The organism is Symploca atlantica LB2515, from assembly GCF_052546295.1.
Map to the genome: position 1 here is coordinate 502148 of NZ_JBQWMT010000001.1, position 15122 is coordinate 517269.

At 46.2% G+C, this 15122-nt stretch carries 14 protein-coding genes, 1 tRNA gene and 1 other annotated feature; of the genes, 2 read left to right on the forward strand and 13 right to left on the reverse strand.

Annotated elements, in window-relative coordinates:
- Nucleotides 1–2 precede the first annotated feature (2 nt).
- The gene (locus ACT7WV_RS02115) at nt 3–1085 is read right to left on the reverse strand and encodes an S-layer homology domain-containing protein (RefSeq protein ID WP_445101313.1); all 1083 of its coding nucleotides are present in this window, start codon (nt 1083–1085) and stop codon (nt 3–5) included.
- 311 nt (nt 1086–1396) lie between these two features.
- Here ACT7WV_RS02115 and ACT7WV_RS02120 point away from each other — a divergent pair, with 311 nt between their 5' ends.
- Nucleotides 1397–3214: a protein kinase domain-containing protein gene (locus ACT7WV_RS02120; protein WP_445101314.1), complete on the forward strand. Its 1818-nt coding sequence runs from the start codon at nt 1397–1399 to the stop codon at nt 3212–3214.
- A gap of 100 nt (nt 3215–3314) precedes the next feature.
- On the opposite strand, the gene rplL is transcribed toward ACT7WV_RS02120, so the two are convergent.
- From rplL to ACT7WV_RS02180, 12 genes are all read right to left on the reverse strand, one after another.
- A complete protein-coding gene (gene rplL, locus ACT7WV_RS02125) occupies nt 3315–3713 on the reverse strand; it encodes a 50S ribosomal protein L7/L12 (protein ID WP_445101315.1) in 399 nt (132 codons plus the stop codon).
- A gap of 113 nt (nt 3714–3826) precedes the next feature.
- Complete coding sequence (rplJ, locus tag ACT7WV_RS02130; RefSeq protein ID WP_445101316.1) at nt 3827–4393, reverse strand: 50S ribosomal protein L10; 567 nt, start codon at nt 4391–4393, stop codon at nt 3827–3829.
- A gap of 35 nt (nt 4394–4428) precedes the next feature.
- Nucleotides 4429–4595 (reverse strand) — a sequence feature (ribosomal protein L10 leader region).
- A 45-nt stretch (nt 4596–4640) separates the two neighbouring features.
- The gene (gene rplA, locus ACT7WV_RS02135) at nt 4641–5357 is read right to left on the reverse strand and encodes a 50S ribosomal protein L1 (RefSeq protein ID WP_445101317.1); all 717 of its coding nucleotides are present in this window, start codon (nt 5355–5357) and stop codon (nt 4641–4643) included.
- A 124-nt stretch (nt 5358–5481) separates the two neighbouring features.
- Nucleotides 5482–5907: a 50S ribosomal protein L11 gene (gene rplK / locus ACT7WV_RS02140; protein ID WP_445101318.1), complete on the reverse strand. Its 426-nt coding sequence runs from the start codon at nt 5905–5907 to the stop codon at nt 5482–5484.
- Between the two features lie 2 nt (nt 5908–5909).
- Nucleotides 5910–6530, reverse strand: coding sequence for a transcription termination/antitermination protein NusG (nusG, locus tag ACT7WV_RS02145; protein WP_445101319.1), 621 nt, complete (start codon nt 6528–6530; stop codon nt 5910–5912).
- Nucleotides 6530–6757: a preprotein translocase subunit SecE gene (gene secE, locus ACT7WV_RS02150; RefSeq protein WP_445101320.1), complete on the reverse strand. Its 228-nt coding sequence runs from the start codon at nt 6755–6757 to the stop codon at nt 6530–6532. Before secE ends, nusG begins: the two co-directional genes overlap by 1 nt.
- Nucleotides 6758–7297: 540 nt before the next feature.
- Nucleotides 7298–7370, reverse strand: a tRNA-Trp gene (locus ACT7WV_RS02155).
- Between the two features lie 94 nt (nt 7371–7464).
- A complete protein-coding gene (gene rplS / locus ACT7WV_RS02160) occupies nt 7465–7827 on the reverse strand; it encodes a 50S ribosomal protein L19 (RefSeq protein ID WP_445101321.1) in 363 nt (120 codons plus the stop codon).
- Nucleotides 7828–8002: 175 nt separating this feature from the next.
- The gene (locus ACT7WV_RS02165) at nt 8003–9781 is read right to left on the reverse strand and encodes an iron uptake porin (protein ID WP_445101322.1); all 1779 of its coding nucleotides are present in this window, start codon (nt 9779–9781) and stop codon (nt 8003–8005) included.
- Between the two features lie 330 nt (nt 9782–10111).
- The gene (gene phoU, locus ACT7WV_RS02170; RefSeq protein ID WP_445101323.1) at nt 10112–10780 is read right to left on the reverse strand and encodes a phosphate signaling complex protein PhoU; all 669 of its coding nucleotides are present in this window, start codon (nt 10778–10780) and stop codon (nt 10112–10114) included.
- Nucleotides 10781–10845: 65 nt separating this feature from the next.
- Complete coding sequence (locus tag ACT7WV_RS02175; RefSeq protein ID WP_445101324.1) at nt 10846–12243, reverse strand: sensor histidine kinase; 1398 nt, start codon at nt 12241–12243, stop codon at nt 10846–10848.
- Nucleotides 12244–12568: 325 nt separating this feature from the next.
- A complete protein-coding gene (locus ACT7WV_RS02180) occupies nt 12569–13321 on the reverse strand; it encodes a response regulator transcription factor (protein WP_445101325.1) in 753 nt (250 codons plus the stop codon).
- A gap of 900 nt (nt 13322–14221) precedes the next feature.
- Between ACT7WV_RS02180 and ACT7WV_RS02185 the strand changes: the two genes are divergently transcribed.
- The gene (locus tag ACT7WV_RS02185) at nt 14222–14968 is read left to right on the forward strand and encodes a creatininase family protein (protein WP_445101326.1); all 747 of its coding nucleotides are present in this window, start codon (nt 14222–14224) and stop codon (nt 14966–14968) included.
- Nucleotides 14969–15122 lie beyond the last annotated feature (154 nt).

The following is a 15122-nucleotide window of genomic DNA, read 5'->3' on the forward strand; positions in this document are numbered from 1 at the left end:
ATTCAGTTATTTTTGGGAGGAGAAACGACATACTCAGAAGAGCGATTTTCTGCCTTGCCTAATTTTACTAAAGCTTGATAAACCATTGCAGCTACCTCAGCACGAGTCGCAGTTTGATTTGGGTTAAGCAATTCTCGGTTAGGATGGTTGACCACAATACCAGCTTCCGTGGCTGCTGCTATCTTAGGAATTGCCCACTGAGGAACTTGCTCTCTGTCTTGGAAAATCTCTATGGTTTTGGCGGGCGTTGCTGGTGGTTTGAGTTCTAAACCACTAGCGAGAGCAATTAAGACTTGTAAGCGAGAGACTGGTTGTTCGGGGCGAAAAACATCTCCCGGATACCCTCTTAAAAATCCACTCTTGGAGACTTCTTTAATGGAATTGGAAGCCCAAAAATCATTAGTGACGTCCTGAAAATTTGTTGCGTTGAGCTTACTTTCTTGGTCAAATACTTTTTCCAGTTGAACTGCTAATTGTGCTCGTGTTAGTGGTTGGTTAGGCTTAAAGGTGCCATCAGGAAAACCAGCTACCATGTAGGTAGCGGCAAGAGATTGAATAAAAGGACTTGCCCAGTAACTATCAGGAACATCAGAAAATTTCACAGCTGAAGTAGGGGTAGCTGTGGGAGGTGTTAAAGGCAAAGGAGTCTTTTCTGGTACAACTTGTGTTTTGGGCAGCTCTAAAGTGCCAGTAGTAGCCTCAGGTGATGAAAGTTGACCCGCTGTGAGGTTAGGACTGGTTTTAATTAGAGGTAATGGCAAGATCCTCGTATTTGGGCTAGGGCTAGCCGGGACTCTTGGTGATGAGAATTCGCTAGTTGTACGTGTCGGAGTGGTAACAGTCTCAGGTGAGATCACGGTGCCTGTGGGAGTAGTTGGTTGGACAACTAGCGGTTGTATCGGTGCAGAGGTTGATGGAGATGATAGCCGTTGCCAATTGGGGAGGTTAAGCCAGTCATTTTTTTTGCCCATCGCCCAATAGAGAATCATCCCAATAGTTGTAAAGGCGACAATAACTGCAATCCATTCATCAAAATCTAAAGATGCTTTTCGAGTTTTTTGCTGGTCGGAAGATGAATCTGACATTACTAATTCTCACCTAGCTAGGACATTTAAACTAAAACAGGGGTTGATTTCTATTTGATTACCAAAGAATAACTGACTCTTGTCTCTAAGGGGTTTGATATAAAAAATTGTTAATGTTATAGATACTAACTATATCAATCATTTGGAGCATCCCCAAACCAGGACGGAGGCACTAGGTTTCAATGGACAGAAAACTTCAGTGCCAGTGGCTGCCGACTAAAAGCCCAACAACCGTTCAGTGCCACTTAAGCCTAACTAAGTTTGAGTGGTTGTGACTTGGAGGCGGCTAGAGATCTATTGCCAAATTGCTGATGACACCAACGCTACTAAATAACCGTTATTGTGTACTCCAGACGCTCGCTTCTGGTGGTTTCGGTAATACCTTTCTTGCCGAAGATAGTTACATGCCTTCGAGACGCCGATGCGTGATCAAGCAACTTAAGCCCTTAACCCATAACCCAGAAGTTTACCAAAAGGTGCAAGAGCGATTCCAACGAGAAGCGGCTGTTCTAGAAGAGTTGGGGGAAGGAAACTCTCAAATTCCTCGGTTATATGCCTACTTTTCCGAAGGAGGGCAATTCTACCTGGTGCAGGAGTGGATTGAAGGTGAAACTTTGACCAAAAAGGTAGAGAACAAGGCCAGAGTTTCTGAGGGTGAGGTGAGAGAGATACTCCTCAGTCTGTTGCCAGTACTCGATTATGTCCACAGTCGCCGTATAGTTCATCGAGACCTCAAGCCAGACAACATTATTATCCGGCAACGGGATAAATTACCAATACTAATTGACTTTGGTGCCGTGAAAGAAGCGATGAGTACGGTAGTGAACTCCCAAGGCAACTCCACCCAATCAATGGTGATTGGCACGCCCGGATTTATGCCCAGTGAGCAAGCAGCAGGACGCCCAACATATGCTAGCGATTTATACAGTTTAGGGCTCACAGCAGTGTTTTTGCTCACAGGCAAATTGCCTCAAGAGTTGGAAACAGATCTCCGCACGGGCGAAATTTTGTGGCGTCAGCATGCCCCAAACCTTCACTCTAACTTAGCAATGGTCTTAGATCAGTCGATTCGCTCCCATCAGAGCGATCGCTTTGCCACTGCTCAAGCAATGCTGAATGCTCTACAGTCGGACGCTTCTGTTTCCCAGATAGATACTGTGGCGGTTTCCCCCAAAGGTTCACTACCCTTGAGAAACCCTTCCACTCCACCAGCCCAAAAACCCATTTCTGGTTCTGGGCGCACCGTTCCCCTGAACACAAGTCCCAACAAGAAAGAAAGTGGGCGTCAGCCAATAATTATCGGCTCTCTGCTCGCAGCTGGTTTGTTGATCACAGCGGTGGCAGTTGTCTTGGGGTTAAGTCGTTCTCCTGAAACTTCTAGTCCAATTTCTGCCTCTTCTGAGCCAATCTCGGAAGCACCTCTTGCTGTACCATCCTCTTCCCCCACACTTCCCAGTGAACCTGAAGAACCCGCAGATCAAGCCTCTTTGCCGGATAGCTCACAACCGACTGAAGAACCTACAAACCAATTCCCCGCGCCGGATAGCTCACAACTGCCAGAAGAATCCACAGATCAAGCCTCTTTGCCGAATATCTCCCAATCTCCAAGCGATTCCTTCGACCGAAGACCACAAACGATCCCAGAGCAATCATCTTCATCAGAGCCTTCTCTGATTCCAACACCGCCAAGAAACAACCCAAATTCTAATCCTTCTCAAAAAATTCCTGGCTTTGCACCGGGAACACAGAAAGATTCTGTGGAATATGCTTTAGGCAATCCCACGAAAGCCTCCAGAGGCTTATGGAATACCCGCGCCCTACTTTACGAGGAGTACGTACCAAATCAGGTAAGTCTAGGATATCTGTTTGACCCTAGTTCCGGGCGTTTGCGCCAAAGTGAAGCGACCTTTTCCCCATCTGTCGGGCTTGAGACAATATCACAGACTCTGGATCAGATGCTCAATAATAATGCCTCGGAAGACATTGAGCAGGGACTAGAAGCCGTATATCAGGGTCAAGCTAGGAAGTACGAGTTTACTAGTGGTCGAGGCGGTCGTCTCCGAGGCGTAATTCAACGCAATGACCAAAATCGCATCTACATTGCCGTTTGGGAAGCTGATTTGAAATAAACTCAACTTCTTAGAGCAACGGATTAGCAATAAACCCCTCTTCCTTGTAGGGAATAGGGGTTTATCAGAGGGGAACTGTCAGTTACTCAGAGTATTCCTCTTACTTCACGCTAGCTTTACCACCAGCTTCTTCAATTTGCTTCTTAGCTTCTTCTGCCGCCTCTTTAGAGATAGCTTCTTTAACTGGCTTAGGAGCAGATTCCACCAAATCTTTGGCTTCCTTGAGACCCAATCCTGTCAGTGTCCGCACTACTTTAAGGATGGCAATCTTCTTATCGGCAGGAACATCTTCCAACACGAGGTCAAATTCAGTTTTTTCTTCTACTTCTTCAGCGGGAGCGCCACCGGCAGCAGCGCCAGGAGCCATCATCATCATACCGCCAGCAGGAGCCGCAGCACTAACGCCGAAGGTTTCTTCAATTTGCGTAACTAGCTCAGAGGCTTCGAGTAAGGTCAGTGATTTGAGTTTTTCGAGAATTTCGTCGGTTGTAGCAGACATTGATAAACTCCTTTGAGGTTAATTGGTTAGTTAGTCCACGCTAGGGCGGACGGAAGAAACTAGATGCCTAACTTTTTCTTTTGCCAGCTGGTAAAGAAACTAGGAGCATCGTGTTAGTCGTTGCCTTCTTTCTGTTGAGCAACCGCCTGGATACAGCGACCAAGGGAAGCTGGTACTTCGTTGATACTGCGACCCAGTGAAGTTGGTACTTCGTTGATGCCGACGGCAAGTTTGGTTGCCAAGGAATTAATTGCACCCGCAATTTGGGCAATTAGTTCTTCCTTCGACGGCAAGTCAGCGATCGCTTTAACCTGTTCTTGACTTAAGGCGCGACCTTGCATCACGCCGCCGCGAAAATCCGTCTTCTTAGTGACCTTCTGGAACTCTTGGTAAGCCCGGATCGCACCACCAATGTCATCTTTCACCAGCATGAATGCTGACGCGCCGGAGAGGAATTCTGTCATCGGTTGCCAGTTTTCATCTTCCTGGATCGCATGCCGCATCAGTGTGTTTTTTGTCACCTTGCAAGTGGTGCCTGTCGCGCGCAGACGATTCCGTAAGTCTGTAATTTCGGCAACAGTTAGCCCTTGGTAGTCAATGACAATAGCTAGCTGAGCATCACTCAAGAGTTCCTTGAGGTCAGCAACCACTTGCTTTTTGTTTTCAAGCGTTCTACCCATCTTTTATCTCACCTCCTTTGTTCAAAAGCTTTCAACTCTTCAAAGCAAAACCCCGGTCGCTATGCCGGGGTTGCACTTCGCATCTTTAGCGCCAAGCCACTCAACTTTATTGCCAGTGGCAGGACAGATACTCAGGGCATTGACCTCGGCAGGGTATTAAGCGATTTGCACCTGCTGTCTTGGGCACGAGCCAATTCAGTTTTTTAGTGTGGGGTGTTTGAATTTCTCTGAGTTTTAAAATCTCCAGTTAGGCAGCTTCACCGACTTTCATGTCCCGCAAGGTACTAATATTTACCTCGATCGATGGACCCATGGTCGCAGATACGTACATACTACGCCAATAGCGACCCTTTGCGCCAGAAGGACGGTTACGATCAATCGTTTCCTGTAGGGCTTTGAGGTTCACGAGTAGATCTTCTGCCGCGAAGGAAGCCTTGCCAAACAAAATATGAACAATGCCAGTACGGTCAGCCCGAAACTCTTGTTTACCAGCTTTAACTTCCTCAATCGCCTGAGCGACGTCAAAGGTAACTGTTCCACCTTTTGGCGAGGGCATTAGACCCCTTGGCCCCAAAAGACGTCCCAGCTTCGCTACCTGTGGCATCATGTCTGGTGTTGCAATCAGTCGGTCGAAATCCATCATGCCTTTTTGGATTTCTTCAATCAACTCCTCAGAACCAACTATGTCTGCACCGGCACTAGTAGCCTCTGTGACCTTTTCGCCCCTGGCAATTACAGCAATACGAACTGTTTGACCAGTTCCCTTGGGGAGTGCCACAGTTGTCCGTAACTGTTGGTCTGTGTATTTCGGGTCAATTCCCAAGCGGATATGTACTTCTGCTGACTCAGGGAACTTGGCTGTGGCTGTCTCTTTTAAGAGATTAAGAGCCTCTAATGGTTCGTAGGGCCGAGGTTCGACCTGCTTTTGCAGCTCGTGTAGTCTGCGCGATACTTTTTTTGCCATCTATATCTCCTGGGGTAACTAGCGAAGCTAGTGCTTCTCCCCCTGTTAGGTTGTTACTGAACTGTTTACTGGTTGCTCTTTGGGAGGTGTGAGTCATCTTTGATAAACGACCGACTCCCAATCATTACTCTGTAATTGCCACACCCATGTTTTTGGCGGTGCCTTCAACAATTTTCATTGCTGCCTCAATATCATTAGCGTTGAGGTCAGGCATCTTTGTCTGGGCTATTTCTTGAAGTTGTGCACGGCTAATCGACCCAATTTTTTGTTTGTTGGGTTCACTAGCTCCTTTGTCAATACCAGCTGCCTTCTTAATCAGAACCGATGCAGGTGGGGTTTTGAGGATAAACGTAAAGCTACGATCCTCAAAAACCGATATTTCTACCGGTATTACCATGCCTGTTTTTTCAGCGGTTCTGGCGTTGTACTCTTTACAGAACGCCATGATGTTCACGCCATGCTGACCCAACGCCGGTCCAACTGGCGGGGCAGGGTTAGCTTTCCCCGCAGGGAGAGCTAACTTAATCATTGCCACGACTTTTTTTGCCATTTCTAGCTTGTTTTTTCAACTTGAGTGAATTCTAATTCCACTGGCGTATCCCGCCCAAAAATGGAGAGTAGAGCTTTGAGTTTACTCCTTTCGGGGCTAAGTTCAATGACTTCGCCTTCAAAGTCTTTGAACGGGCCAGATAGAACGATGATTTTGTCGCCGGTTGCCATATCAACTTTGACAACTGGTTCTTGTTCCTGGGATTGTTTGAAGATCCGTTCGACTTCTCCAGGACTCAAGGGCATTGGTTTAACGTGTCCACGTCCCCTTCCATAGCGACGCTTTTGTTCTGCCCCAACGAAATTGATCACGTTAGGGGTGTTTTTGACAACCTGCCATGCTTCATCGTCCATTAGCATTTGGACTAGTACATAGCCAGGGAAGACTTTTTCTTCTGTATGTTGCCGAGAACCATCCTTACGGATTTTCACGGTCGGCGTTTGAGGAATTTGCACTCTCAAAATCCGGTCAGCCACATCCAAAGTTTGGACGCGCTGTTCCAGGTTTGTTTTCACTCGCTTTTCACAGCCAGACGCTACCTGAACTGCGTACCAGCGGGGTTTCGGAATAGATTCCGACTGTTGCTCTGAATCATCGTAGGATTCGTCTGCCGCAAAACTCATCAGAATACCTTCTGTGATATCCACGCAAAAAAGCCATCCACAAAGTAAATTGTGGTGGCAGAGAGGATCACCATTAGCAGCACAGCAGCGGATTCACTAATTAACTGCTGCCGACTAGGCCAAACCACTTTACTGAGTTCTTCTTTAGTTTCCTGTAGAAACTTTACTAGACTAAACCCAGAGGTGGTTTCTTTGATCTCTGCTTCACTCTTAGTTTTCTTCGCCACAACTTTTCATTTCCCCCTTCAACTAAACCTGGTAGGATTTTCCTCACTCTCTAGCTAGGAAAGACCCGGATGCTACTTTTTCAGCAGGGAAGTATGCTTGGTTTTTGAGTAGCTTATTAACAGGGAAGCTAAAGCTGCATTTAAGTTATTTCTTTCTTGTCCCTACACTAGATACCTTTTGTGCAAGCGCTACCTCGCCTCGGGCAAGTCCTTTGCGCTAACACAGCCAGAAGGCGTTTTGCCTAATCTGAGCCAGAGAGGCATTGGGCGCTAGCAGACTCAATTCCGCTATCGACAGTACATGCCACGAGAGGAATTGGGAAGCGTTAGGCAATAGCTAGTCTTGAAACTTTACTGTGTCAAATACCCTAACTTCGTCAGGCTATTGAATACAGGCGTCGCTCATCTGCTAAGGGTGGATCCTACAGCCGTTTACATGGCAATTATACACAAAATTTTGGGTCTTTTGTGAGGGACAAGTGCAATACAGTCTCCGGGCAGCCCCGCAGTTCCCAATTAGCACACCATATTAGTTGAGAGCGCGCCCTGGAGGACTTGAACCCCCGACATCAGGTTTTGGAGACCTGCGTTCTACCAACTGAACTAAGAGCGCACATATTGGTTAGGGTGAGCAGCTCTAACCCCCAACTTTCTTATTCTAACGCAATGAGCGTATTAATACCAAGTGTGGCTTTTCGCTTTTTAGACTAGATACTCCGGTCAAAGCGTTGTTTGACACGGGTAGCTTTACCGACACGATCGCGCAGATAGTAAAGCTTGGCTCGACGGACTTTACCACGGCGCACAATTTTAATCTCGGCGATTCTGGGGGAGTGTACGAGAAAAACCCGCTCAACACCGATTCCTTGAAAAACGCGTCTTACTGTAATTGTTTCGTTGATGCTGCCATTGCGCATGGCAATTACGGTACCTTCGTAAGGCTGTATCCTTTCTTTGCCGCCTTCTCGAATGCGGACTCCCACCCGAACAGTATCGCCTACGTAGATAGTTGGCAAGTCAGATTTTAGCTGTTCGGCTTCAATTGAGCTAATAATCCCTTGAGCACTCATTTTTTTTAATAAAAATCACAGCCTCCCATCATATCTCAATGCTTGGTACGAAGTCTAGACTTAGAAACCTTTGATGGGGAAAACATAACTACTCAGCTTAAAAAGGACGCAGCAAGCTACGTCCCTAGATTAATTGAGAATTTGAGCGTCAGACAACTGAAGCCGGGAAGAGTACCTAGAACTTGAATGTGGTACGGAGTACTCCCACCCAAATTTCATCGTTGCCGTCGTCGTGATTAGGATTAAAAATCACATAGGCTCCCGGTGTCAGCAAGATGTTATCGGTGATAGGGAATTTGTACAGAGCTTCCACTAGGTAAGAGGTGTCTTCATCCTCCGGTCCTCCATCGACATTGGTCGCTTTAGGTGGCTGACCTCCAGCGAAGGCTAGTACGGCACCTTCTTTACCAAAATCAGAGAAGGCTACACGTGCTTCCCAGTTCCAGATATCGGCGTTATCACCTTCTCTAGCTCCGGCTTCAGCTTCTGCTAGTACCAGACCGCCCCAACCGCCAAGGCTAACTTTAGAACCGAGCTTCAAGTCGCCTTGTACACCGAAGCGATGGGCTGAAGCAGCGACACCATCGAAGGGATCTTCTGCAAGAGGACTACCAACACTACCGGAGAAATCAACTTCTCCGCCAGGATAGTAGGAGTAGGCGTAGGTTAAGCCTAGACCCAAAGCTTCACCTAGTCCCAAGTTCAGCTGAGCTAGGGCAGTATAGGTGCCATCGAAAAGCCCATTTTTGTCACTAGGGTCACTACCATTGCTGCTGGTCAGATAAGCTACATCTAAACCTAGAGAGTCGCTGAACTTGATGTTCAAACCAGCTCCCATGTCTGAACCGTTGCGGTAGACAGCAGGGTTGCGCCGATTGAAGCGACTCAAGGCACCCGTACCGCTACTTTCCAATAAGGGGTTGTAGACATCTGCCATGTCTTCAAATTCAAAGCCACTAGCGCCAATCCAGAACCGAAGGTTATCACCTACGGGAGTGCGATAAATTAAGTCGTTGATTTCGATATCGTTACCGTTATTGGCGTCGTAGCCCAAACGAGCCATATCTGTGCCAGTAGCACGATCAAAGCGGGTGATGTTACCCGACTCTAGACGAACCCTGAGGCGGTCTTTACCCGTGAAGCTGCTGTCCAGGTTGAGACGTACCCGGTTGCTTAGGGTGACGTTATCATCAACGTCTTCACCACTACCATCAACCTTGGTATCTTCACCGAAGGCACTGGCTACACTGAAGATAACTTCCCCATTGAGCTTGGTGGTTGTCGAGAACTGATGGTCTTCTAAGAAAGATACACGACCTTCAAGATTATCTACTCGCGTACCCAGAGTTGCCAGTTCAGCCTCAAACTCTTGAACCAGCCGTTGCAGGGTTTCTAAGTCCTCACGGCTTACCCCACCACCCTGTTGCTCGATAATGCGTACAATCTGGTCTAAACAGGAATTTAAACCAGCAGCAAATTCATAGCGTGTCGTTGGCGACTGACCCCGGTAAGTGCCATCAGGATATCCAACAATACAGTTGTAGCGTTCAACTAGTGAGCGTAGGGCTTCATAGGCCCAGTCTCCCGGAGAGACATCTCTTAACTGATTGATGTTGGTGACTTGACCAAGGGGATCACCGTTAATTTCGTTGCTATTGTAGAGTTCGATTTGCTCTAAAACTTCAGAATTGGCATTGCCATCTGTACTATCTACAACTGGCATCTGTTGAGCAAGATCAAAGCCAGCATTGTTTTGGGGCTGATTCGACTGAGAAACAAAGTCTTCCTCGAGGACTGTGTTTTCCGGCAGTTTAACTGAGGGTTCCGTGGTGTTTTCCACAGTTACCGCCTTTTGGTCAGAGACGCTTGGGGTAGCGTAGGCGCTGCTAGCTGCGAAGATAGCACCCAGAAGCGCTGGACTGACTTTCAAAGTATTCCAAAAAAATTTTGACATATCGCTTAAGAATCCTCACACCTGAGCCAATCTACTAGTAAAACACGAAAGTTGATTTTGTCAGCAACGGTACTTTCGAGTAGACTATACACTATTTTTTTTTATTTTTTTCAGGGACATCAAAGTTCCTTATCGTAATCTTGCTGATTAACAAGAAATCTAGATCTTAGGACAGACTAGCCCCTACAGTATCTTGATTTACAAGCTATACATTTGTGGTCAAACAAAAAGTAAGTAGCATCAGGCATAATCTTGGCAGGTTATGCCCCTAAGCAAGGGCAAGCCAGATTAACTTTCGGTGGTTTTTGCTTGCTTCGTCAAGCTTGACAATTACCAACGTTGACCAGTGACAATGTACGTTACTCTTTGACCAATATTAGTAGCGTGATCAGCCATCCGCTCTAGATGACGAATGACCAACACTAAAAGCAGAATTGGTTCAATAACCCCTTTTATATCACGCTGCTGGGCTAGGGTTTGATAAACTTTTTCGTAGGCATTGTCTACCTGCTCATCGAGATCCCTAACTGCTTTTCCAGCATTGGCATCTAAATCAACCAGAGCCTCTAAACTTGTCGCTAGCATCGCTTGGGCATGATGAGACATCACCTCAATTTCAGGTAAACAATCAGGAGGTGGGTAAGGAAAAAGTTTGACAGCAATCTCGGCTAAATTTTCGGCGTAATCCCCAATACGCTCCAAGTCTCTCACCAACTGCATCAAGGCACTCACAAGACGTAAGTCTTGGGCAACTGGAGCTTGCAAAGTTAGCAGTATGCTGCACTCGGACTCAATTTGACGATAGTAGCGATCAATTCGCTTATCGATTAAGCTTATTTGTGAAGCTGCCTCTAAGTTGCGGGCAAATAGTGATTGATGACTGAGCCGGAAAGATTTTTCTACTAATGCCCCCATTCGCAAGACATCTTGCTCAAGACGCCTCACACATCGCTGGAAATGAGAAAGTTCGGAGTTTTTCTTGGGAGAGTACAGTTTCACCTCGCATTCACTATCAATAACAATAACGTTTATAAATAAATTAGCAAGTAGAAGTTAAACAAGGGTTAAATCTGGCGCTCAGGCAGTTTAATTTGTAACCAGGCACCACCAATTTCGGGATGATTTCTAGCTTCAATCGTGCCACCATGAGCCTGGATAATCTGTTGCACGATGGATAGGCCTAAACCACTACCTCGACTTGGTAAGAAGGCTCCTGAAGCCTCCGAGTCTGTTTTCACCTTTTGCCGAGAAGCGTCTCCTTTGTAGAGTCTCTCGAAAACATGGGGCAAGTCTGATGGTGAGAAGCCGGATCCTGAATCAATGATATCGATTTGAATACAAGGGGTCTTGACCACTTCATTGATTATACTGTTACTCGCCAGAACTCCTGCCTGATCCAGGCTGTTGACCATAAGTTCACTAGAGGTGGGAGACCATGAGTTAACATCCATACTTGTGGTGGTAATGCGGTGTGCCTCTACACGAACTGCCGATGTGGACAGACTGTGTTTAATACTGTTGTCAAATAAATTGAGAAATACTTGAATCAGGCGGGATTGATCTGCCTCTAGGCAAATAACCTCAGGTTCATAATAGGAAAGACTGATTTGCTTTTGCTCTGCCAAAGGTGCCAAAGTTTGCCAAACTAACTGTACTAGAGAACCTAGTTCTACCGTTTGATATCGCAAAATTGTGCTAGGGTCTTTTTCCATTTGGCTGAGTTCCAGCCAGTCTTCTACTAAGTTTATTAGTCTATCAGTTTCCCGCAGCATTTGCTCAACCCAGCGTTTAGCAGTGGGTTCGAGACTTCCCCCCAGGGCTTCTGCTACTAAACGAACCGATGTAAGAGGTGTTTTCAGTTCGTGGGCTAAGTTAGAAAACCATTGGTTACGGGATTGCTTAAGTTCCATAAAAGGTTGTAGGTTTTCTAGAAAGACGCCTACTTCTCCGTCAGCAAGAGGCCAACTAGAAGCTCTCAAGATTAGTGGTCGCAACTCGCCCATCGCAGCCCCATCCATGCAGACAGGATGAAATACCCACTCGTAGATTTCCTGTTGTTGAGTCATACGAGTATTTTCTATGAGCTGATCGAGTTCGTAAGAACGTACTACTTCCAGCAGCAAACGCACTTTCTCTGGCTCCCAGCGATGGATGTTTAACAGTTGTCGCGCTTGCTGATTGCACTCTAGAAGCTGATTTTCGGCATCCAAGAGCAAATAACCAACTGGCATGATATCCAGCAACTGTTTTCTGGTTTGCAGTGCCGATTCTTGTGCTTCACGGTACTGGTTGGCTAGATTAATCTCTTGGCGTAAGCGAGAAACTACCCGCATGGAACTGCTAATGGGATCTGTGTGCAGCGAACCCAATATTTTGAGCAGTTGTCTCTGTAATAGATGCCGCTGCCACAACCCAATCCCAGTCCCTAAAGCCAAACCCAATAAAAACATCAGGAGGGTCATTTAACTCTACCCCACCTCAAGCTATGTGCTCTGCTATAAGTGTAATCGCCTTTTAATGAGATGTTTAGGCTAACTTAGGCGGCGCAAATTAGAGCAATCCACCCAACCTGCTGGCAAACTCAATCTTAACTAAGCATTACACATCCTATCAATTTCTGATGTGTAGTCTGGCTTTTACTGTGGTCTAGTTTTTGGGGAAATTAGAAGCTGTGGGGTTGAGCCTGGGGTCAAATATTCTTCTATGACTGGCAAAGCTTTAAATTTGGCAAAAAAATAGGCACACCCTGCGTAAACATAACCCTATTTGATTAGCTTGTGTTGATTTTCAGTTAAATCGGTAGCCAAAACCCCGTACTGTAATCAAGTACTCTGGCTGGCTAGGGTCTTTCTCTAATTTTTCCCGTAGCCAGCGAATATGAACATCTACTGTTTTGGTATCTCCCACAAAATCTGGTCCCCAGACTTGATCAATTAACTGTTCACGAGACCAAACCCGGCGGGGATTACTGATAAATAATTCCAAAAGTCGGAATTCTTTTGGAGAAAGGTTCACCTCATCTCCTCGAACAGTGACTCGGCACTCTTGAGGATAAAGCTTGATATCTCGAGATTGCAACACTGGCATTTGAGGCAAAGAGCTAAAGTGTTGGCGACGCAGTAGAGCACGGCAACGAGCAATCAACTCTGGCATACTGAAGGGCTTGGTGAGGTAGTCATCTGCACCAATTTCCAAACCTAAAACGCGGTCAGTTTCACTAGACTTGGCGCTGAGGATCAAAATTGGCACCAAGTTACCTTGGTAGCGTAGCAGCCGACACAGATCTAGACCATTAATTTGGGGCAACATTAAGTCTAGAACTAGTAAATTGAAAGGGTCATCCCCTTCCCTCCCCTCAGCATCTTGGAGGATCTCTAGGGCGGCGCGTCCGTCAGCTGCAGTAATTACTTCATACCCTTCCCCTTCTAAAGCGAAGGTAAGCATTTCTCGAATTAAATCTTCATCCTCTACCACCAGGATACGTTTCATTTGCGTCAGCCCCGTACTAGAAGAGCTTTGCTGTTGATCTAGAGAAAGCATAAATTAAAAACTGGGTACTCATTTATTAGAGGCTATAAGCCAAGGTATACACCATTATTGTCTCTTTGAGTTGAGGCAAATGTTCCTCATGGTGTGTTCACTCAGCTAAATCCTCGTTTCAGCCCATAGCTAGTTAAAAATTTTAAAGATTTGATCACAATTTGCTCAACAGAGTTGCTGTTAAGCCTGGGAAATATTATGCTCGTATTGTGTAATACATGTCGTACGCTAGTATGACAGGTGAAATAACTCACCAAATTGCACTAGTGGGTTAGCAACCACGTTCCTGCCGCCCAACCTGACCTACAAGACCAATCAATCCGCTCAATTGAGAAAGGGACTGACTTTGGTCAAGTATCGAGGGTAAGTTCTACGGCTCAGGAATCCCTAACTAGCAACTTTCCTTCAAGGGGCTTGACGTGCTGATGCTGTTTTTTCTGACTCAGATGAGACACACCAGCCTCTGGCATCTCTTAACACCAAAGGCGCTGCCAAAGCCCAGAGGTATTTACAGACAAGAAATCTGGTTATGAACAGTAGCAAAGGAGCAATTAATTAGTACTTGAGCCTTCCGGCTATTTAACTCAAAAAAAAACCTAGCATGTTGGCTTTAGTGACCAGCGTTAACCCTCATCTCTAGAGGAGATAGGTTGAAAAAAATCTGCCGGATTTAGTGAATTACACCAGGGTCATCCACCGTTTACCAATCCATTTCATTAGTCTCTATTCCTGTTCTGGCTTTGAGCCATGGCTGCGACTAAGACTTACTGTCTGACAAATATCGTCAATCTAAAAACAGTCAGTGTTTAACCGTTTGCCTAGTTGGCTCAAGCAATTTTAGAAAGAGCAAGTAGAGCACACAGAGATAGATAAACAAATAGTGACCCGGATGAAAAGACCATGCTGCTACATTTGAGTACTTGGACAGAAGTTGAGGCGTACCTGAAGCACTCGCAAGCGATCATTCTCCCCATTGGTTCAACGGAACAACATAGCCCAATGGGATTAATTGGCACTGATGCGATTTGTGCACAAGAGAGTGCTAGGGGAGTCGGCGATGCTACTGGTGCTCTAGTCGGACCGACAATTCATGTAGGAATGGCGCTACACCATTGTGATTTTCCCGGCACAATTAGCTTGCGACCGACTACATTGATTCAGGTGATTAAAGACTATCTCACCTGTCTGACTACAGCTGGATTCACTAAGTTTTTCTTTATTAACGGTCACGGCGGCAATATAGCGACTCTTAAAGCAGCTTTTGCAGAAACTTATGGTCACTTAGCTGATTTAAGGTTACCTAACGCTTCCCTGGTTAAGTGCCGGTTAGCCAACTGGTTCACCTGTAGCTCAGTTTACCAACTAGCTAAAGATTTGTATGGCGACCAAGAAGGTGACCATGCAACCCCTAGTGAGGTGGCATTTACTCAGTACTTTTATCCAGAGGCCATTAAGGAAGTCCACCTCTCAGCTGAGGTTTGCTCTGAGAACAAAATCTACAGCGCAGCTGACTTTCGGCGGCGTTATCCAGATGGACGCATGGGTTCTAACCCAGCACTAGCGAAGCCAGAACACGGCAAGCAGTTCTATGAACTAGCGGTTAAGGAACTGAGCAATTACTACTTAGAGTTTGTTGCCGGAGAGTGAGAGAACAGCTAGTACTGACTACTAAAGGCTGCACTGATCATCCTTAACCTCGGTGTTAACAGAAAAGGACACCATCGCTGGGCAAGCATCTACCACCACTAAATTTAAACAGCCCAGATACGAAGCCAATTAGAAAAGGCTGTTAAGAATTTAG

What these genes read in the sequence shown, in the direction of transcription:
- ACT7WV_RS02115 (WP_445101313.1), bottom strand. Translation starts at nt 1,085, where the DNA reads ATGTCAGATTCATCTTCCGACCAGCAAAAAACTCGAAAAGCATCTTTA.
- ACT7WV_RS02120 (WP_445101314.1), top strand. Translation starts at nt 1,397, where the DNA reads ATGACACCAACGCTACTAAATAACCGTTATTGTGTACTCCAGACGCTC.
- rplL (WP_445101315.1), bottom strand. Translation starts at nt 3,713, where the DNA reads ATGTCTGCTACAACCGACGAAATTCTCGAAAAACTCAAATCACTGACC.
- rplJ (WP_445101316.1), bottom strand. Translation starts at nt 4,393, where the DNA reads ATGGGTAGAACGCTTGAAAACAAAAAGCAAGTGGTTGCTGACCTCAAG.
- rplA (WP_445101317.1), bottom strand. Translation starts at nt 5,357, where the DNA reads ATGGCAAAAAAAGTATCGCGCAGACTACACGAGCTGCAAAAGCAGGTC.
- rplK (WP_445101318.1), bottom strand. Translation starts at nt 5,907, where the DNA reads ATGGCAAAAAAAGTCGTGGCAATGATTAAGTTAGCTCTCCCTGCGGGG.
- nusG (WP_445101319.1), bottom strand. Translation starts at nt 6,530, where the DNA reads ATGAGTTTTGCGGCAGACGAATCCTACGATGATTCAGAGCAACAGTCG.
- rplS (WP_445101321.1), bottom strand. Translation starts at nt 7,827, where the DNA reads ATGAGTGCTCAAGGGATTATTAGCTCAATTGAAGCCGAACAGCTAAAA.
- ACT7WV_RS02165 (WP_445101322.1), bottom strand. Translation starts at nt 9,781, where the DNA reads ATGTCAAAATTTTTTTGGAATACTTTGAAAGTCAGTCCAGCGCTTCTG.
- ACT7WV_RS02175 (WP_445101324.1), bottom strand. Translation starts at nt 12,243, where the DNA reads ATGACCCTCCTGATGTTTTTATTGGGTTTGGCTTTAGGGACTGGGATT.
- ACT7WV_RS02180 (WP_445101325.1), bottom strand. Translation starts at nt 13,321, where the DNA reads ATGCTTTCTCTAGATCAACAGCAAAGCTCTTCTAGTACGGGGCTGACG.
- ACT7WV_RS02185 (WP_445101326.1), top strand. Translation starts at nt 14,222, where the DNA reads ATGCTGCTACATTTGAGTACTTGGACAGAAGTTGAGGCGTACCTGAAG.